The organism is Bacillus halotolerans, from assembly GCF_004006435.1.
Lineage (GTDB): Bacteria > Bacillota > Bacilli > Bacillales > Bacillaceae > Bacillus > Bacillus halotolerans.
In genome coordinates this window covers 624698-642764 of the sequence record NZ_CP029364.1, presented here as the reverse complement: position 1 = coordinate 642764, position 18067 = coordinate 624698, and the positions used below count along the sequence as shown (strand labels likewise).

Annotated in this window: 20 protein-coding genes and 1 pseudogene; 13 read left to right on the top strand and 8 right to left on the bottom strand. The window is 43.6% G+C overall.

Going from position 1 to position 18067, the window contains the following annotated elements:
• The first annotated feature begins 2 nt into the window (after nt 1-2).
• From DIC78_RS03070 to DIC78_RS03040, 7 genes are read left to right on the top strand one after another with little or no spacing between them, the layout of a single operon-like run.
• Nucleotides 3-2084 carry a terminase gene (locus DIC78_RS03070; protein WP_127695406.1) on the top strand — a complete coding sequence of 694 codons (2082 nt, stop codon included), beginning with the start codon at nt 3-5 and terminating at the stop codon, nt 2082-2084.
• Nucleotides 2085-2101: 17 nt separating this feature from the next.
• Nucleotides 2102-2428, top strand: a complete 327-nt coding sequence (locus tag DIC78_RS03065) for an XkdW family protein (RefSeq protein WP_127695404.1) — start codon at nt 2102-2104, stop codon at nt 2426-2428.
• Nucleotides 2425-2589 carry an XkdX family protein gene (locus tag DIC78_RS03060; protein WP_015715740.1) on the top strand — a complete coding sequence of 55 codons (165 nt, stop codon included), beginning with the start codon at nt 2425-2427 and terminating at the stop codon, nt 2587-2589. Before DIC78_RS03065 ends, DIC78_RS03060 begins: the two co-directional genes overlap by 4 nt.
• 45 nt (nt 2590-2634) lie before the next feature.
• On the top strand, nt 2635-3474 hold the full coding sequence (gene xepA, locus DIC78_RS03055) for a phage-like element PBSX protein XepA (RefSeq protein ID WP_127695402.1): 840 nt from the start codon (nt 2635-2637) through the stop codon (nt 3472-3474).
• Nucleotides 3475-3526: 52 nt separating this feature from the next.
• Nucleotides 3527-3796, top strand: a complete 270-nt coding sequence (locus DIC78_RS03050) for a hemolysin XhlA family protein (protein WP_106020445.1) — start codon at nt 3527-3529, stop codon at nt 3794-3796.
• 11 nt (nt 3797-3807) lie between these two features.
• The gene (locus DIC78_RS03045; RefSeq protein ID WP_106020444.1) at nt 3808-4071 is read left to right on the top strand and encodes a phage holin; all 264 of its coding nucleotides are present in this window, start codon (nt 3808-3810) and stop codon (nt 4069-4071) included.
• 12 nt (nt 4072-4083) lie between these two features.
• Nucleotides 4084-4977, top strand: a complete 894-nt coding sequence (locus tag DIC78_RS03040; protein ID WP_127695400.1) for an N-acetylmuramoyl-L-alanine amidase — start codon at nt 4084-4086, stop codon at nt 4975-4977.
• Between the two features lie 36 nt (nt 4978-5013).
• Here the strand turns inward: DIC78_RS03040 and spoIISC are convergent, their stop codons facing one another.
• The 6 genes from spoIISC to steT form a co-directional block, all read right to left on the bottom strand.
• The gene (gene spoIISC / locus DIC78_RS03035; RefSeq protein WP_127695398.1) at nt 5014-5151 is read right to left on the bottom strand and encodes a three component toxin-antitoxin-antitoxin system antitoxin SpoIISC; all 138 of its coding nucleotides are present in this window, start codon (nt 5149-5151) and stop codon (nt 5014-5016) included.
• 83 nt (nt 5152-5234) lie between these two features.
• Nucleotides 5235-5405, bottom strand: a complete 171-nt coding sequence (locus DIC78_RS03030) for a type II toxin-antitoxin system SpoIISB family antitoxin (RefSeq protein WP_024121090.1) — start codon at nt 5403-5405, stop codon at nt 5235-5237.
• Entirely contained in the window at nt 5405-6151 is a 747-nt protein-coding gene (gene spoIISA / locus DIC78_RS03025; protein WP_024121091.1) for a toxin-antitoxin-antitoxin system toxin SpoIISA, read from the bottom strand. Before spoIISA ends, DIC78_RS03030 begins: the two co-directional genes overlap by 1 nt.
• A 108-nt stretch (nt 6152-6259) precedes the next feature.
• Complete coding sequence (locus tag DIC78_RS03020) at nt 6260-7261, bottom strand: inorganic phosphate transporter (RefSeq protein ID WP_024121092.1); 1002 nt, start codon at nt 7259-7261, stop codon at nt 6260-6262.
• A gap of 12 nt (nt 7262-7273) precedes the next feature.
• Entirely contained in the window at nt 7274-7891 is a 618-nt protein-coding gene (locus tag DIC78_RS03015; protein ID WP_010333926.1) for a DUF47 domain-containing protein, read from the bottom strand.
• A gap of 276 nt (nt 7892-8167) precedes the next feature.
• The gene (gene steT / locus DIC78_RS03010) at nt 8168-9484 is read right to left on the bottom strand and encodes a serine/threonine exchanger (RefSeq protein WP_099042852.1); all 1317 of its coding nucleotides are present in this window, start codon (nt 9482-9484) and stop codon (nt 8168-8170) included.
• A 394-nt stretch (nt 9485-9878) separates the two neighbouring features.
• Here steT and DIC78_RS03005 point away from each other — a divergent pair, with 394 nt between their 5' ends.
• The 4 genes and pseudogenes from DIC78_RS03005 to DIC78_RS02995 all read left to right on the top strand — a co-directional run bounded on the left by DIC78_RS03005 (nt 9879) and on the right by DIC78_RS02995 (nt 14235).
• Nucleotides 9879-10829, top strand: a complete 951-nt coding sequence (locus tag DIC78_RS03005; protein ID WP_127695396.1) for a ring-cleaving dioxygenase — start codon at nt 9879-9881, stop codon at nt 10827-10829.
• 144 nt (nt 10830-10973) lie between these two features.
• A pseudogene (locus tag DIC78_RS21725) lies at nt 10974-11069 on the top strand (hypothetical protein); the annotation flags it as partial.
• A gap of 7 nt (nt 11070-11076) precedes the next feature.
• Entirely contained in the window at nt 11077-13251 is a 2175-nt protein-coding gene (locus DIC78_RS03000; protein ID WP_106020443.1) for an ArnT family glycosyltransferase, read from the top strand.
• 12 nt (nt 13252-13263) lie between these two features.
• Complete coding sequence (locus DIC78_RS02995) at nt 13264-14235, top strand: glycosyltransferase family 2 protein (protein ID WP_105953633.1); 972 nt, start codon at nt 13264-13266, stop codon at nt 14233-14235.
• Between the two features lie 180 nt (nt 14236-14415).
• Here DIC78_RS02995 and DIC78_RS21515 read toward each other — a convergent pair whose 3' ends face one another.
• Nucleotides 14416-14592: a hypothetical protein gene (locus tag DIC78_RS21515; protein WP_164848133.1), complete on the bottom strand. Its 177-nt coding sequence runs from the start codon at nt 14590-14592 to the stop codon at nt 14416-14418.
• 156 nt (nt 14593-14748) lie between these two features.
• Nucleotides 14749-16104: a serine protease HtrA gene (gene htrA, locus DIC78_RS02990; RefSeq protein ID WP_106022237.1), complete on the bottom strand. Its 1356-nt coding sequence runs from the start codon at nt 16102-16104 to the stop codon at nt 14749-14751.
• A 181-nt stretch (nt 16105-16285) separates the two neighbouring features.
• Between htrA and proG the strand changes: the two genes are divergently transcribed.
• Together proG and dppA are read left to right on the top strand one after the other, a co-directional pair.
• The gene (gene proG / locus DIC78_RS02985) at nt 16286-17104 is read left to right on the top strand and encodes a pyrroline-5-carboxylate reductase ProG (RefSeq protein WP_024121099.1); all 819 of its coding nucleotides are present in this window, start codon (nt 16286-16288) and stop codon (nt 17102-17104) included.
• Nucleotides 17105-17231: 127 nt separating this feature from the next.
• Nucleotides 17232-18056 carry a D-aminopeptidase DppA gene (gene dppA / locus DIC78_RS02980; RefSeq protein ID WP_024121100.1) on the top strand — a complete coding sequence of 275 codons (825 nt, stop codon included), beginning with the start codon at nt 17232-17234 and terminating at the stop codon, nt 18054-18056.
• Nucleotides 18057-18067: the final 11 nt, after the last annotated feature.

The window sequence follows — 18067 nt, the reverse complement described above, 5'->3', positions numbered from 1 at the left end:
ATATGGCATACGAAGAAAAAACAGACTGGCTTCCGGATGATCCAATTAACGAGGACGACGTCAACCGCTGGGAAAAAGGCATAAAAGACGCCCACACAGACCTGGCTGCCCACAAAAACGACATGAACAACCCCCACAACACAACAAAGGCGCAAATCGGGCTGGGGAATGTGGATAATGTGCAGCAGGCGGCAAAGAAGGATTTTGACAAGCATATTTCAGATGAAGCCATACACATTTCATCTAGTGAGAGGACAAAGTGGAACAACGCACAATTAACTAAGTTAACTGATGAAAACGGAAAATATCTAGCAAGCATCCAAAATGGTCTGGATTTTCACAAAATTGTGGAAGAATTGGATCAAACCTTTTTCTTTTATACTGATAAGACTGGAATCAATACCCCACCGTTTCCCACTAGAGGATTGTATATTGGCTACAAATCTTATGGAGAAGCTTTGGCAATGGATTATGAAGGAGGTACATGGCGAAAAACCCTGAATGATTCCGGCTGGACTGATTGGGTTCAATTAGAAACTTCAGAAGGCGCTCAAGTTAAGGTGAGGAGCCATGAAGAAAAAACTGAAATACATGTAAATAAAAGCGATAAAGACAAATGGAATTTGGGACAGTTATTTAAAATAACTACTGATAACGGGACACAAAAGATTAACCTGTCATCTGGATCTTTTTATGATTCTCTTAAAGATGTCGGGACTGTCACTTTCTATGGAACAAACGCGGTCACAGATAACCCGTCAGACACCAGTCTTCGAGGTATGCAATTGGTCGGTCAGCTAGGAATAGGCATTGGATATGCTGTGGATGTGAGAGGTAACGCTTGGTGGTTTTACTATAACGCTAACGATAGTGCGATCAATTGGTATCAAATTGAGTCTACAACGGGGGCGCAGTCAAAGATAGATGGACATGCCAATAAAACAGATATCCATGTAACACAATCCGATAAAGACAAATGGAATAATGCACAACTATATAAATTAACTGATACTCAAGGCTGCCGGACTAAAATTCCAGATGGGACTGACTTATTAACGCTGCCATCTGGCTTTTATTATGCATTAGGGAATGTCATAATAAACAATCCTGTTTCAGGAGATGGATCATGGTATAACTATGATGTAATCGAAACAGGGAGTAGCGGGCGAAAAACAATTTTGGCCTCTAGAAGTTATGACGGAACTTTTTGGACGGCAACGATCCATACAGACGGCGTGTTTAAAGGCTGGAATAAGATCGAGACTGAGGCAAGTGCTCAAACCAAAGCAGATAAAGCGCTAGCTGATGCTAAAAACTATGTTGACACAAATTATACAAATCAAAAGTTAACTGTTTTAACAGGAACAAATGCAATCCAAGATGCGAGAATAAGCGGAAATGATTACCCAGCTGGTATCACATTCATGGATATAGGAGCTAATAACGCTACCGGTTACCCACTTACCTATGGCATTGTAAAAAATGAAAAGCATAGTAATTATCGCTTTACTCAGTATTTTTATGGAAATGCAGACACAACTAGTGGAAGCTATGATCATGTTGGGACTTGGATCCGCCATTGGTGGGCTGGTACAGGCTGGACAGCTTGGCATAAAATTTCTGGATTTGCACATGCCAATATTCGGGCCAACAGCATACAATATTTAAATAAAGCTAACCATACAAAAATTCAGTTTAAACGCAAAATAAAAGATAGTCATAATGCTTTTGACACAAATAATAGTAGATTCGTTGCTCCTAATGATGGAATGTTTTTAGTGGGAGTTGGGCTGTATATGATAAATACACCGGCTTATATCAATTTTCATCTGAAACTCTATCTCAATGGATCATTATATAAACCGATTGACCATAAGAGAGGGGACTTTGTTGATAAGCAAAATGAAATGTACCTTGCATTAAATGGTAATGTAACCGTTCCTATGAACAAAGGTGACTATATAGAGATCTATTGTTATTGCAATTATAGCGGTGATGATAGAAGAGGTGTATCCGATTTTAACGAGCTATACAACTATATAGACGTCCAAGAACTTGGAGGACTTAACTATCCTACAGTATAAGTATAGGAGGAAAAACGATGATCGCAGAAGCAATCATGTATAAATACCCCAATGCAGATCCAACAAAAGATTTTATCGTTCAGAATGACGGGCATGGATCTTATATAGCTGAGTGGAACCTGCGCGCCCCCATCCCAACCCAAAAAGAACTCGAATCCTGGTGGGAGGAGCTGCAAAAAAACCCGCCGTACGAGCCGCCTGATCAGGTGGAGCTCCTCGCTCATGAGTTGTCGCAGGAGAAGCTGGCACGCAAGCAGCTTGAAGAGTTGAACAAAACGTTGGGAAGCGAGCTGGCAGATATAAAGCTTTCCATACTTTCTTTGAAAGGAGATCATGCTGAATGAATTATTGGGTGCTTGCCCTCTACTATGAGTGGGCGACAACGGATATGGTGAAACAGGCCTTAGCATATGAAGACTGTTCAATTGAGGATCTTGCAGAAGGTGTGAACAAAAAGCTGATCACAGCTGATCAGTATAAAGAAATTACCGGTAAAGCCATGTAAAGGCTTTTTTTATTTTGCCTTTTTAAAAATCAAAGGAGGATGAAGATGGTGAAGTATCAATATGAATTTCCTCTCGATAAGACTGGAAAAGCCGGAGCTGTAAAGCCCTATCGAGGAGGAAAAAATGATTTTGTGACACCTGTTTCGAATTTGTCGGGTGTAGCGGAGATTTTAACAAATGCTTCCTTAAAGGCGACTGAGGCATACAGTCAGCTCGGGCAGGACAGGCTTGGCGCAGTTCTGATTTCAAAAGTGAAGGGCTGGGCGTATGCAGATCGTGAAGGTACGCTCTTTATAGAAGAAAGTGACAATAACAATGTTTGGACGACGACAGCATCAGTTAATGTCGCAGCAGGTGTCCTGACAGCGACGGACTGGGTATATCTTTCTAAACGCTATTACCGCTTCCGCTATGTGAACGGGAATCTTCAGCAATCAGACTTTGTATTATACCAATCAGTCGGTGCGGGTGAAATGGATGTGCGTGTCAGTGGAAAAGCGCCTTTGCAGATTGACTTTCAGGAGAATCAAACACACGATGGACGGTTGAAAGTGGAGGCCCGCAAAACATTTGACTTTGTCTTTCATGAAAATGCAGAGTCCGCCAGTGAGGGTGCTGCTTTACCTGTTGACGGTGCCGAGCATTTACTCGTTGAAGTATACGGCACAGCGGAAATGAGCGAAGTCAAATTTTGGGGCAAATCGGTGTCAGGACAGAAACTACCGATCAGAGGCGTGAAAACTGATGATGCCAGCTCTGCATTGAGTACATTAGGAAAAGCTGAGGCGTGGGCCTTTGATATTAAAGGGTTTAAGGAGATCATTATGGAGATCGTCAGTATCACCGGCGGTACTCTTTCGGTAAAAGGAACCGCTGTTTCATAACAGTTTTGGCTCTCGGAAGGGAGGTGATCTGCATGTGAAGGAGGAGTGAGTAATGCAGCAAGAGGCAGATGTTAATGTCTTTCAGCAGGATTTAGCAGACATAAAAGGTGAACAAAAAGCGCTCGAACAGAGAGTTTCGGCATTGGAACGCGTGTCTGACCGGCAAGACCAGCAAATCATGACGCTGAACGAAAAATTAAACAAAATTGATGAAAATACAACATGGATTAAGCGCACCATTACAGGTGCCATCATTACAGCAGTGTGCACAGGGATCATTGGCGGAGCGATCGCCATTATGTACAACCTGCTGCAGCATTAAGGGGGATTATCATGAAAACGTATGATAAAGGCACGGTCACTAGGACGGTGCTTCTTTTGCTTGCGCTCATCAACCAGAGCATGCTGATGTTTGGCAAATCACCATTGGACATACAGGAAGAGCAGGTGAATCAGCTTGCAGATGCTCTGTATTCAGCAGGATCAGTGATCTTCACAATTGGGACAACACTAGCAGCTTGGTTTAAAAACAACTATGTAACAGAAAGAGGGAAAAAGCAACGCGACTTGTTAAAGGAAAATAATCTGACGAAATAAGGAGAGATGAAAATGGTTAACATTATTCAAGATTTTATTCCGGTCGGTGCAAATAACCGTCCAGGCTACGCGATGACACCTCTTTATATTACCGTACACAATACAGCGAATACGGCAGCAGGCGCCGATGCCCAAGCGCATGCCCGCTATTTGAAAAACCCTGATACGGCGACAAGCTGGCATTTTACAGTTGATGATACAGAGATTTATCAGCATCTGCCGTTAAATGAAAACGGCTGGCATGCAGGAGACGGGAACGGAAGCGGCAATCGGGCTTCTATTGGGATTGAAATTTGTGAAAATGCGGATGGTGACTTTGCACAAGCAACAGCTAATGCCCAGTGGCTGATCAAAACATTGATGGATGAACACGGTATCAGCCTCGCTAACGTCGTGCCTCACAAATATTGGTCAGGGAAGGAATGCCCTCGCAAACTGTTGGATACGTGGGACTCGTTTAAAGCGGGAATTGGCGGTGGCGGGAGCCAAACTTACGTCGTGAAAAAAGGTGACACACTTACATCCATAGCGAGAGCGTTCGGTGTTACTGTTGCTCAGCTGCAAGAGTGGAACAATATCGAAGATCCGAATCTCATTCAGGTTGGTCAAGTGTTAATTGTAAGTGCTCCTTCGTCCGCTGCAGAGCCAGAACTCTATCCGCTCCCTGACGGTATCATTCAGCTGACAACACCATATACCTCAGGCGAACACGTCTTTCAGGTGCAACGAGCGCTGGCGGCTCTCTACTTTTATCCTGATAAAGGAGCTGTGAACAACGGAATCGACGGCATTTACGGGCCGAAAACAGCAGACGCGGTTGCGCGTTTTCAGTCTGTTAACGGTCTACCCGCCGACGGTATCTACGGACCTGCGACAAAAGCGAAGATCTCAGCTCAAGTTAGCTGATGAAAGAACATAAAAATCCCGGAGTTGCTCCGGGATTTATTTTTTCTTCTTCAATTTTTTTAAAATTCCTGCACTCCGCTCCCTCACCCGAAGCGAATACCCGGAAAAGCCAAACCTCCCGTAATCAATAATCTTCACACGACGCACCAATTTTTTCACTGTATCACCTGACATTATCCTCTGTTTGTTTTATTATATGTAGCCCCTTAAGAAAAGGAATAAGGACAAGAGCTGTTTCTCTTGTCCTTTTAGTGTGATCATGCTTTTTTTCGTTTATACTCATCAATCAGCCGTTCGTTTTCTTTGAAGATTCTTGCTGTGTGCGGACTGACTTGATAGCTTGCGACACTGGTGGTTGAACGTTTTTTCAGGATTTTAAACGGTTTCTTTGCCCGCGGATGGCATCCGTTTTGAAACGCGTTTTCCATTATCCTTCACCTTCCTCCTCAATTGGCAGCACCAAATCATATATGCTCGTTAATGATGTGAATAGCAAATAATCAAATTCCGTTACAATGCTGTCAGACGTCAGTTTGATGACATAGCTCTGTGTCTCAATTGTAAAGGGAATGAGCACTACTTTTCCATACTGGTCGTAATAGACATCCTTTCGATCCAGCCTCGTTTGCACGTCAGCGGGATCCTCCATGTGCTCGGTTAACCGGTCTTTATCAGACTGTGTCGAATAGTGACAAAGGCTGGCCGTCAGATTCATTTTATCAGCATAGGTTTTCAGCAGTTTATCAATTCCTTCAGCATATGCTTCTATACTTCCATAATAAACATGAATCGGTTCGTTTTTCAATAGATATTGGTATGTTTTCAGCCGATCGAGATACATGTGGAGCATTTCGTTGTTTTCTTCGAGAATTTCTCTTGTGTCTGTTTCCAGTTCACTGCCGGCCAGTTTTTTCACATAAGCGCTCAAAAAGATAAAAGCGTCAATTAAAGCAAAGCTGACAGCGACAATGACATACCGTTCCCAGTTTGTGAACAGGGAAGAGGGATCATATGTCCAGTATATCATGGCGCCCAAAACAAACAGCAAATACCATGTTTTTCGGATGGCGGACATTTTTTCTTTGACCTTCGCTTCGAACCGCCATGTGGCGTATACGTATAAGCCTAAAGCGGCCATAGTGCACCAGACCATGATTTGAAAGAATAAAAGCATACATCAATCCCTCGCATCTGAAATAGGTTCTGATTATTGTATTCGAGAGATGCGGCTGGTTTTCCTGTTCCATCAAAAAAACCGCTTCTGTTAAGAAGCGGTTCCACATTAAAAAATCATATTTAAAATAAAGTAGGCGATAGCACCAAGTGTCGCTGAAATCGGAAGCGTGATGACCCATGTAATGAGCATCCGCTTAGCTGTGCCCCAGTTTACTCCTTTTACCCGGTGTGATGCACCGACGCCAAGGATTGATGAAGAAATGACGTGGGTTGTACTGACCGGCAAATGAATAAATGTGGCGCCGAAAATAATGGCTGCCCCGGTTAAGTCAGCGGATACACCGTTTACCGGACGAATCTTCATGATTTTTCCGCCAACGGTTTTAATGATTTTCCATCCGCCGATTGAAGTTCCGAGACCCATGGCTGTCGCGCAGGCGAATTGCACCCAGGTTGGAATATCATTAGCAGAAGTATGTAAATTTGCTGTGATGAGAGCCATTGTGATAATTCCCATTGCTTTTTGCGCATCGTTTGTTCCGTGTGTATAGGATTGCAGGGCAGCAGTTATAATCTGCACTCTGCGGAATTGCTTGTTCGTTTTCGCCAAATTGCTGTCTTTGAAGATCAGCTTGACGATGCTGTAAAGAATATAACCAAGGACAAAGGCAATAATTGGTGATAAGATGAGTGCCTCAATGATTTTAATGAAGCCCTTATAATTTAACGCAGTAAATCCGGCTGCCGCAACGGCTGCACCGGCAATCGCCCCGATGATGGCATGGGATGAGCTGCTTGGGATGCCGTAATACCAAGTGAGCAGGTTCCACGCTATTGCTGCGACTAAAGCAGCCAAAATAACAACAGAGCCATTTTCCAAAGTATAAGGGTCTACAATATCTTTCGTAATGGTTTTGGCAACACCTGTAAACGTCATTGCTCCGACAAAGTTCATCACTGCCGCCATTATAATGGCATGGCGCGGTTTCAACGCTTTTGTTGATACTGAAGTCGCAATTGCGTTCGCCGTATCATGAAACCCGTTGATGAAATCAAACGCCAGAGCAAAAATGACTATTAGTATCGTTAATATAAATAGAATATCCATTTTTACCCCTCGTTACGCGTTTTTCATAATGATGGTTTCAAGATTATTGGCAACACTTTGGCACGAATCGGCAATTTCTTCAAGTGTTTCGTAAATTTCACGATATTGAATGACTTTAATTGGATCTGTTTCATTTCCGAAAAGATTCTTTAATGATTTTCTGTGCAGGTTGTCACAGCTGTGCTCATACTCTTTAATTTTGATCGCGTGAGGCTGAATATCCTTTAAGCGGTTTTCTGCCAGCAGCTCAATTGTAATCAAAATTTCTTTCGCGCATTCTCTGATGTATCCGCTGAATTTATCGATATGCTCGTCTGATGAAGTAATTGAGAAAATCTCCATCATGGCAGAGAAATGTTCGATTCCGTCAAGCACATCATCCAGGCTGTTTGTCAGCTGAAGGATATCCTCGCGCTCAATAGGAGTGATGAATGCTTTGTTAAGCTCTTTGATCATGACATGAACATGATTGTCACCTTTTGTTTCATATTCCTTTAACGTATCTGCAAACTCTTTAAGCGTCGTTTGGTTAGTGACCTTAAAATTCAAAAAATATTCTGCAGTTTCGTCTATGTTCTTTGCAATTTCTGTTAAAAGGAGTGAGAACTTATCTTTTTTTCTTCTTATCATTAAAAACCCTCCATAGTTTGAATGAACAATGCACACATCAAATTATTATATAGCCTTTTGTCGAAAAAAAACAGGAAAAGTCGAAAAAAAACGCGGCTTGACTTTTTCGATAAAACGTGTCTCCTTATTTTGGCCTACTTCACCTCAAAAAAACGAACCAAGTTTGCAAAATCTTTCTGGTTAACGTAAAAAGTATATCAAAAGTTGTGTTTTTTTTGTCAACATTTATCTTCTGATTCACCAAAAAACGGTTCCCTAAACAAGGGAACCGTTTTTTTAGCTGGCTTTTCGTTTTTGCATCCAATAATACACAGGGAGTCCGGCCAGGCCGATGAGAATTGATAATCCGCAGCTTAATGTGTCTGTAATGAGTGTGCTTCCCAATACAAAGAATGAACCTGCGATCGCCAATATCGGCATGAACGGGTAAAGCGGAACACTGTAAGCACGCGTTTTTCCCTTTGTTTGTTTGCGAAGAATAAATACTGCAAAAAAGGCCATCACATAAAAAATATAGATCATAAAAATAGAGATTTCAGAAAGCTTATCAGGATTACTGATGAGCATCAGGATGATCGCCACAGCGATTTGGAAAGAAATCGCAATCCACGGTGTGCGGAATGTCGGGTGCACGCGGGACAATTTCTCAGCAAAAGGCAGCTGTTTTCGTTCTGCCATCGCAAAGGTCACACGCGGGAAAGAAAGAACCTTTCCGTTTAAACAGCCGAAGATGCTGACAATAATTCCTATACTGACCAGCTTTCCGCCGATTGAACCGAACAGCATGCTGGCAGCAGTGCTTGTCGCATTTTCTCCAAGTGTCACAATTTCGTTTGCGGACAGGATGTGAAGCAGCGCAAAATTAATGAAGATATAAATGGCTGTTACGATTAACAGTCCGCCAGTCATTGCGCGAGGCAGAAGCTTTTCAGGATTTTTCATTTCTCCGCCGAGAGCTGCAAGCAGGATCCATCCGTCATAAGCAAACAATGTGGCCAAAATGGCTGCACCGAAATTCATATCAGAAATGCTTTCGTTTACTGCTGTAAAGATATGCTGATCGCCTTTCCAAAGGCCGAAAATAATGATACAAGCAATCGGAATCAGCTTTCCGACCGTAGTCAGCGTTTGAACAAAACCGCCGTATTTTGTACCGATAATATTAATTACACATAAAAAGATAACTGCGATAATACCGATTACCTTTGATAGTCCTGAACCCCAGCCGAAAAGATTCGCCATTAAAGATCCAAAATATAAACCGAGTGCCCCGATAATCGCCGGGCCGTAAATAATGATCTGCACCCAGCCGCATAAAAATCCCCAAAACTCGCCGTACACTTCTTCAAGGTACGTATAAAGTCCGCCTGTTTTCGGAATCTGCGTACCGATTTCTGCAATCGTCAGTCCGCCTGCCAGCGTTAATATACCGCCCAACAGCCACGCAAATAGCGCAGTTTTTGAGTCTCCTGAATAAGCGAGCACAGCACCGGGCTTCATAAAAACGCCGGAACCGATAATGGTTCCAATAACAAGAGTAAGGGCAAACAAGAGGCCTATCTCTTTTTTTAAACCGTTTTCTTCAGTATGCATGTCCTTAACCTCCTATGATGAAGCTTCGTGATGAAGAATCTATTTTTCATATTGTAAACCCTATTTTAGAAAAGTGAAATAAAATAAATTTTCTGATTTTCGATATTTGCTTTATTTCCATTCGTAAAATCTGTGAAATCGTCTATTTACTATCTATTGAAACGAATGAAATTGAGTGTAATCTTATCTAAAGTTCGTGTTTTGCGAAAGGTGTTCAAGCGGAGAATGAGCACATTAAACGGCTGACATCGGGACTTAGCAGGATGCCGGACCTAGATGAAGCTGATATGTTGACTTTCGTATGTGAATAAAATACCTTGTAATTAGGAAAATAAATATACATCTTTAATATAATATCTCGAAATCGAGATAAATTGACCTGGAGGGACAGCATATGAAAGTCAACGGCATTCACCACGTGTCCGCATTAACAGCTGACGCGCAAAAAAACTTAGATTTCTATAGTAAAGTATTAGGATTAAAACTCGTCAAAAAATCCGTAAACCAAGATGAACCAACGATGTACCATCTATTCTACGGGGATGAAGTGGCAAATCCGGGAACGGAACTGACGTTTTTTGAGATTCCCCGCATTGCGCCGTTTCATGCGGGAACAAACAGTATTTCTTCTATTGGATTACGTGTTCCAAGCACAGAAGCGCTGCATTACTGGAAAGAACGTTTTGAAGAGCATCAGGTAGCGCATAGCGGCATCGCCCAAAGAGCCGGACGTGACATATTGGCGTTCGAAGATCATGAAGGACAGCGCCTTGTGCTGATTGCTGATGAGAAAGGCAAAGGTTATGGTCTGCCTGTTAAACAAAGCGGCATTCCGGAAGAATTTTCATTTCGCGGGTTAGGGCCTGTTGAATTGACAGTGCCGTACGCTGAACCAACATTACATGTATTAACCAATATTCTTGGGTTTACAGAGGTCAGCCGAGAGCCGGTTGAAGGACAGGGAACAGCGGTCATTTTAGAATCTGGAGAAGGCGGTGCGGCCACGGAAATCCATTTAATTGAAAGAAATGATCTTCCGCGCGAACGTCAAGGAAAAGGAAGTGTCCATCATGTCGCATTTCGCGTGAGAGACGAAGAAGAGCTTGCCGGATGGCACCGCATCATCAGCCGGGAAGGCTTTAGCAACTCAGGCATCGTTGAGCGCTACTATTTCAAGGCGCTGTATTTCAGAGAACCGAACGGCATTCTGTTTGAATTATCTACAGACGGTCCGGGCTTTATGGTTGATGAAGAAATTGATGAGCTTGGCCAAACCATCGCTCTTCCGCCATATCTTGAGCATAGAAGAGAGGAAATCGAAGCAAGACTGAAGCCGATTCAATAACGATATATTGTGATTCTTTGCCTTCCGGCGTCACCGGAAGGCTATTTTTGTTCAAAAACGGCTTACATATGGATGATTAGGTACAAAATATCAGATTTAGATCAGGATAAAGACCCGAAAACTTTTGCTTTTATGGACTGATCGTATGAATTGGTTTTGGCAAAAATATTGCCTTTGTTTATTAATAGTTTTTTCATATTTGCTTGTTACACTATTTCAAAGTTAGACGAAAAGGAGTGAGACACACGTGGAAAAGAAAAAACGCGAGCTGGACATCTTCCTGATTCTCATTTTGCTCGCATCTGCATTTTTAAATATCTATAACATCTGGAATGATGATACGGTGAATCCTTATTACACCGCTGCAGTCACAAGTATGATGCAAAGCTTTCATAATTTTTTCTATGCCTCATTCGATGCGGCAGGGTTTATAACGGTTGATAAACCGCCTGTTACGTTCCAGATACAAACCATCAGCGCACTTATATTCGGTATGCACGGCTGGAGCGTCATCCTGCCTCAGGCACTTGCTGGTGTAGGTTCTGTCCTTTTAATGTATCTGTTAATAAAACCGACATTCGGTAAGACGGCAGCAAGAATCGCCTCTTTCATCATGGCATGTACACCGATTGCGGTGGCTGTGGCCCGGACAAACAATGTTGATGCATTACTGGTATTTTTCTTATTGCTGGCTACATGGCTTCTCTTTAAAGCCATCAGAAAAGGAAAGCTGATCTGGCTGTTAGCAGCATTTTTCGTCGTTGGTGCAGGTTTCAACACAAAAATGCTTCAAGCTTATATGATTTTACCGGCTTTCTTATTGTTCTACCTGATTGCGGCAAATGCCACAATCAAGAGAAAAATCATTTCATTAGGAAGCGCATTAGTCGTATTAGCGGCAGTTTCGTTATCATGGCCGCTCATCGTTGACAATATCCCTGCCAGCAAACGCCCTTATGTCGGAAGCAGCCAGACCAACTCTGTTTTGGAATTGGCTTTCGGATACAACGGAATTCAGCGGCTGACAGGACAAAATTCCGGCGGCGGTCAGGGCGGGTCAAGCAAAGACGCAGCAAAAGAAATGCCTTCTTCGGAGAACAGTTCATCTGACGCTCAGGCACCGCCTAATCAGTCATCAAGCAGCAGCTCATCAAACGATGACAAATCTGCAAATGGCAATATGACGGCACCGCCATCCAATGGGGAAATGCCAAGCGGCGGTCAAGGAGGCCCTCCAAACGGCGGAGGAGATGGCGGACAAGGCGGACCTGGCGGCGACGGAGGTAAGGGCGGTTCAGGCGGATCGAAAATGCAATCAGGTACAGGAATGTTCGGAACGGGAACACCTGGCCCGCTTCGGCTCTTCCAACAAGAACTATCTGATCAAATCAGCTGGCTGCTGCCATTTGCGCTTTTTGGAATTGCAGGCTTGCTGATTGCAGGCGCGCGAGAAAGAAGAAGATTATCTGTTGATCAGAAGGAGACGGTGTTCTGGGTTGCATGGCTTGTGCCGATTGCCGGATTCTTCAGCGTAGCAGAATTTTTCCATCATTATTATCTCATTATGCTGGCGCCGCCGATTGCTGCACTTATCGGAGCTGGATGGGTTGCGCTCGTTCAGTTATACCGAAACCATACAGGCTGGAAGTCTTGGCTTTTGCCGGCGGCGATGATTGCCACAACAGGATTTGAATTGTTTATTCTGAGAAACTACAACGATCAAATCGGTGTTGGATGGAGTATCGGCGTAGGGGTTATCGGTGCGTTATCTGCCATTGCTCTTTTGATTTTTAAACAGCGCCAAAAACCGCTCACATATTATATATCACTTGCAGGTCTTCTCGTATTGCTTGTGATGCCGATTTATTGGGCAAGCACACCTCTCCTGTACGGAGGAAACAGCTCTCTTCCTGAAACAGGGCCGCAGCTCTCTTCAAGCAGCGGAAAAGGCATGGGAATGAACGAGTCGAGTGTAAATGAAAAATTAATTGAGTATTTAGAAGAAAACAACTCCGGAGCGGAATATTTATTCGCCACAACTGATTCAAACACAGCGGCTCCGTATATCATCAAAACGAAAAAGGCCGTCATGACGATCGGCGGATTCAGCGGTTCTGACCCGGCCATCACGCTGACTCAATTTAAAAAGCTCGTAAAAGAAGGAAAAGTGAAATACTTCTTGGCTTCAGGAATGGGGAAAGGCGGAAACAATGAAATTGTCGAATGGGTTCAAGAAAACGGCAAGAAAGTTTCTTCTGATAAATGGCAGTCAAGCGCTGATCAGCAGACATCATCTGATCAGACTGATTCATCAGGTACGTCAAGCGAGAGCAACGCTTCAGGCCAAACCGGCAAAATGGGCGGCGGGCCTGGCGGAATGAACCAGTCAGCTGCATTATACGAACTACATGCTGATGAATAGGAGGAAAAAAACATGAGCAGACATATTCAATATTCAATTGTGGTACCTGTGTATAATGAAGAGCTTGTCATTCATGAAACCTATCAGCGCTTAAAAGAGGTCATGGATCAAACGAAGGAAAACTATGAGCTGCTATTTGTCAATGACGGCAGCAAAGATCGCAGTATTGAGATTTTAAGAGAACACAGTCTGATTGATCCGAGAGTGAAAATCATTGATTTTTCCAGGAATTTTGGGCACCAGATCGCGATTACAGCGGGAATGGATTATGCACAGGGGAATGCAATCGCCGTCATTGACGCCGATCTGCAGGACCCTCCTGAGTTAATTTTAGACATGATTGAAAAGTGGAAGGAAGGCTATGAGGTCGTATACGCCGTACGGACAAAACGAAAAGGGGAAACCTTTTTCAAAAAACAGACAGCGGCCATGTTTTACCGGCTTCTCAGCAGCATGACAGATATTGATATCCCGATTGACACCGGGGATTTCCGTCTCATGGACAGAAAAGTCTGTGATGAAATGAAAAAATTAAAGGAAAAAAACCCTTTTGTCCGAGGACTCGTCAGCTGGGTAGGCTTCAAACAAACGGCAGTTGAGTATGTACGTGATGAAAGGCTTGCCGGAGAAACGAAATACCCGCTTAAGAAAATGCTGAAGCTTTCAATGGACGGCATTACGACATTTTCACATAAACCGCTGAAGCTGGCAAGCTATGTCGGGGTCTTAATGTCAGGCGCAGGATTTCTGTATATGTTTATCGTACTGTATTTGAAGCTGTTCACCGACAGCACCATTACCGGCTGGTCATCGCTTATCGTCATCCAGCTCCTGTTCAGCGGCATCGTACTTCTGATACTGGGCATGATTGGTGAATATATCGGCAGAATCTATGATGAAGCCAAAGACCGGCCGCTTTACATCGTACAGAAATCGTACGGGATTGAAAATAAAAGACTCTATAGAGACCAGCATATGTCCTAACCTGAACCCCTGTCCATTACGGACAGGGGTTTTTTATGTTCTGCATGATGATCAAAGTGAAAGATGCTGATATGGATGGTAGAAGAAGAGAAGAAGGGACTGTGAACTTGCACTGCGGTTCAGGCGAGCTGAAATAAAAACGGCAACGCCTAAAAGCTTTCGTCTTAGGCGCTACTGAAATCAGCTGTTAGATTGAGGGTTTTTTAAGAAACGCATAATCACAGCAGTGCCTGTTATGTTTAATAGAATACTGGTCCCCAGTGTAACTCCCCATGCCAATGTTGATGCAGGAAGGAGAAAGCTCAGCATCAGAAAAGCCAATCCTGCGCAAATTATGCTCAATCCTACGGTTTTCATGTCATTCCTCCTTTTTAAACAATGCTTCAAGCATCTGATTAGAATGATGTCAGCCTGTATCATATACGGGTGTCTCGGCAGAAAGTTTCGTAGAGTGTATAGGTCTTTTATCTAATAAAAAGCCTCAGGCAGCTTTTGCGGCCTGAGGCGCTTTTCTTAAGAAGGTGTTTCTTCTTTTTGATCGAGTTTGATTTTTTTCGTCATTTCTTTTCCGTTTCTGAGAATTTTCACTTCGACGGTGTCGCCGATGTTTGCGTCTTTATATAGGATATTGCGCAATTCGCTGCCTGTATTGATTTCTTTGCCCTTAAGGCCGATGATAATATCCTCTGCTTTTAATCCAGCCTTTTCAGCAGGAGAGCCGGAAGCGACCTCGCGGATATATACGCCCTTATTCAGCTGGCTGCCGAACAGGCCGAGTGTGCCTTCCTGATAGTTTTGCGGCACTTGTTCTAAATCAAGCATGCTGACACCGATATACGGACGTTCAATTTGCCCTTTAGACAGCAATTCTTCAGCTATCGGTTTTACATCATTGCTTGGAATGGCAAATCCGATGCCCTCAACATCATCTTCACTGATTTTCATACTGTTAATGCCGACAATTTTACCGTCTGTATTTAACAATGGACCGCCGCTGTTACCCGGGTTAATCGCGGCATCAGTTTGAATCACGTTAATGCTTGTTTGACCGGCTGAGGTTGACATTGAAACTGTTCTATCCACGCCGCTTACAATTCCCTGTGTTACTGTGCGAGACAGGTCTTTTCCGAGCGGATCTCCAATCGCAATGACGGTTTCGCCTGTTCTGAGATCTGATGAATCACCGAAGTTTGCTACCTTTGTTACGTGGTCATCACTGATTTGAAGAACAGCTAAATCTGTTAAAGAGTCACTGCCTACGAGCTTAGCTGTCACATCAGTGCCGTCGTATAAAGACACCTTGAGTGAAGTTGCGCCTTCTACAACGTGGTTATTCGTAATAATATAAGCCTTGCCGTTCTCTTTTTTGAAAATGACACCCGATCCTGAGCCGCTTTCTGTATCTTCACTTGAATCAGAGCTGGAACCGGAAGAGCCAAACAAAGAGCTGTTTGACTGAGCCTGAAGGTTTGTGATGCCAACAATCGCCGGTGAAAGATCTTCCACCATATCTGAGATTTTAGAAGAATCCTCGCTCTTAAATGCAGATGAGCTTGTCGAGCTTTTGCTTGATTCAGAGGATGTGCTTTTAGCTGTAACAGATTGAGTTTGCTGCTGGCTGGACGTCTGTTTCGGTGCGTCCTGAGAATCGTGGTCGCCAAGCGGTGTGAACGTATAAATGCCAAGGGCGAGACTTCCGCCGATGACTCCGCCAAGCAGCGGCCTGAACCATCCGAATCCGCGTTTTTTCTTCTCTTGATCATGAATCACATTGCGGGCTGAGTAAGACGGGTTTTGATCATTCTCTTTCGTTAAAAAAACCTCATTCTCTTGTCCTTCTGTTCTATTTTCGTCACGATAGTTATCCATCATGTTCACTCCGTTTCTCTCTATTTTCAACTCATTACATTTTGATTATGGCAGTTTTATGACTTGAGTTTATCATAAACAAAAACTGTGGGATAAAAATGAAAACATTATGGGAAATTGTGAAAAAGTGCGAAAAACGGTACACTTTATAAGGAATATTGTACATGAAAGGGCTGAAACGATGGAGTCAATCGGATTGATAGGATATGGCAGCATGGCGGATATGATCGCCAGGCAGCTGTTGAAGCATAAACAAGTAGAGGAAAATGAGCTGTTTGTTGAGACAAGAACTAAGGGAGAGCGGCTTCAGGCTTTGCTCGCTGATTATCCAGACGTTTCGGCAAAACCGCTTGAGATATGGGCGGAAAAGTGCGCCTTGATCTTTATATGTGTCCCGCCGCTCCATGTCATTGAAACAGTACGCCGGCTTCACCCGTATGTGAACCGGAATACTCATATTGTATCCATTGCGGCTGGTGTGCCTCTGCGGCTTTTAGAGGCTGAAACGGCAGCTGGAATATCACGGTTGATTCCGGCCATTACATCTGAAGCGGAAGCCGGCATCTCACTGGTTGTTCACAGTGAAGCACTGGCGGCACAGAAGAAAGAACGTTTGTATGAATTGTTATCGGCTTTCAGCAGTGTGCGAGAAATAAAAGAATCAAATTTGGATGCCGCCAGTAATCTGACGAGCTCTGCTCCGGGCTTCATCGCCGCAGTGTTTGAAGAATTAGCGCTGTCGGCTGTGAGAAACAGCGGCCTGACAAAAGAAGAAGCCTTTGATTTCCTGATACACTCACTGTATGGGACAGGCAAGCTGCTGATCGAAAAGAAGATGTCCTTTGAGGAGACGCTGAACCGTGTTGCAACGAAAGGCGGAATTACAGGGGAGGGAGCGGCGGTGATACGTGCCTCTGTGCCGCATGTTTTTGATCAAGTATTTGAAAAAACACTCGAAAAATATGAGCAGCTGACAGAACAGGCAGCAAAAGAAACATGAATCCTTGAAAGAGGATTCTTTTTTATCTCTGAACGTTAGTGATTTTTCCCAGCTATATTGCATTTTTCCTCTTTTTTTAATATAATCTGTTAGAATATTCATAATTTAGTAAAAAAGGAGGAGCGTTATGAAACTGTACATGTCAGTAGATATGGAGGGTATTTCAGGTCTTCCGGATGATACCTTTGTTGATTCCGGCAAGCGTAATTATGAACGCGGACGGCTGATCATGACCGAAGAAGCAAACTACTGTATTACCGAAGCGTTTAACAGCGGGTGTACGGAGGTGCTGGTGAATGACAGCCATTCGAAAATGAATAATTTGATGATTGAAAAGCTTCATCCCGAGGCAGATTTGATCTCCGGCGATGTTAAACCATTTTCAATGGTGCAGGGGCTAGATGATACTTTCACGGGTGCTTTGTTTCTCGGTTATCACGCAAGAGCCTCAACTCCCGGTGTCATGTCTCATAGCATGATTTTCGGTGTCCGTCATTTTTACATAAATGATCAGCCTGTCGGTGAGCTTGGATTAAATGCTTACGTTGCCGGTTATTACGATGTCCCGGTAATAATGGTAGCCGGTGATGACCGGGCGGCCAAAGAAGCTGAAGAGCTCATCCCGAATGTCACGACAGCTGCTGTTAAACAAACGATTTCAAGGTCTGCAGTCAAATGTCTGTCGCCTGCGAAAGCCGGCCGGCTGCTGACAGAAAAAACCGCATATGCCTTGCAGAACAAAGATAAAGTTAAACCGCTTACACCGCCTGACAGGCCTGTATTAAGCATTGAATTTGCCAATTACGGCCAAGCTGAGTGGGCTCATCTAATGCCGGGTACAGAAATCAAACCGGGAACCACAACCGTTCAATTTCAGGCGAAGGATATGCTTGAAGCCTATCAGGCTATGCTTGTCATGACTGAACTGGCAATGCGAACATCATTCTGCTAAAGGGGTGTTAA

Coding starts and splice junctions, on each gene's coding strand:
- DIC78_RS03070 (WP_127695406.1), top strand. CDS start 3: ATGGCATACGAAGAAAAAACAGACTGGCTTCCGGATGATCCAATTAAC.
- DIC78_RS03065 (WP_127695404.1), top strand. CDS start 2,102: ATGATCGCAGAAGCAATCATGTATAAATACCCCAATGCAGATCCAACA.
- DIC78_RS03060 (WP_015715740.1), top strand. CDS start 2,425: ATGAATTATTGGGTGCTTGCCCTCTACTATGAGTGGGCGACAACGGAT.
- xepA (WP_127695402.1), top strand. CDS start 2,635: ATGGTGAAGTATCAATATGAATTTCCTCTCGATAAGACTGGAAAAGCC.
- DIC78_RS03050 (WP_106020445.1), top strand. CDS start 3,527: ATGCAGCAAGAGGCAGATGTTAATGTCTTTCAGCAGGATTTAGCAGAC.
- DIC78_RS03045 (WP_106020444.1), top strand. CDS start 3,808: ATGAAAACGTATGATAAAGGCACGGTCACTAGGACGGTGCTTCTTTTG.
- DIC78_RS03040 (WP_127695400.1), top strand. CDS start 4,084: ATGGTTAACATTATTCAAGATTTTATTCCGGTCGGTGCAAATAACCGT.
- spoIISC (WP_127695398.1), bottom strand. CDS start 5,151: ATGTCAGGTGATACAGTGAAAAAATTGGTGCGTCGTGTGAAGATTATT.
- DIC78_RS03030 (WP_024121090.1), bottom strand. CDS start 5,405: ATGGAAAACGCGTTTCAAAACGGATGCCATCCGCGGGCAAAGAAACCG.
- spoIISA (WP_024121091.1), bottom strand. CDS start 6,151: ATGCTTTTATTCTTTCAAATCATGGTCTGGTGCACTATGGCCGCTTTA.
- DIC78_RS03020 (WP_024121092.1), bottom strand. CDS start 7,261: ATGGATATTCTATTTATATTAACGATACTAATAGTCATTTTTGCTCTG.
- DIC78_RS03015 (WP_010333926.1), bottom strand. CDS start 7,891: ATGATAAGAAGAAAAAAAGATAAGTTCTCACTCCTTTTAACAGAAATT.
- steT (WP_099042852.1), bottom strand. CDS start 9,484: ATGCATACTGAAGAAAACGGTTTAAAAAAAGAGATAGGCCTCTTGTTT.
- DIC78_RS03005 (WP_127695396.1), top strand. CDS start 9,879: ATGAAAGTCAACGGCATTCACCACGTGTCCGCATTAACAGCTGACGCG.
- DIC78_RS02995 (WP_105953633.1), top strand. CDS start 13,264: ATGAGCAGACATATTCAATATTCAATTGTGGTACCTGTGTATAATGAA.
- DIC78_RS21515 (WP_164848133.1), bottom strand. CDS start 14,592: ATGAAAACCGTAGGATTGAGCATAATTTGCGCAGGATTGGCTTTTCTG.
- htrA (WP_106022237.1), bottom strand. CDS start 16,104: ATGGATAACTATCGTGACGAAAATAGAACAGAAGGACAAGAGAATGAG.
- proG (WP_024121099.1), top strand. CDS start 16,286: ATGGAGTCAATCGGATTGATAGGATATGGCAGCATGGCGGATATGATC.
- dppA (WP_024121100.1), top strand. CDS start 17,232: ATGAAACTGTACATGTCAGTAGATATGGAGGGTATTTCAGGTCTTCCG.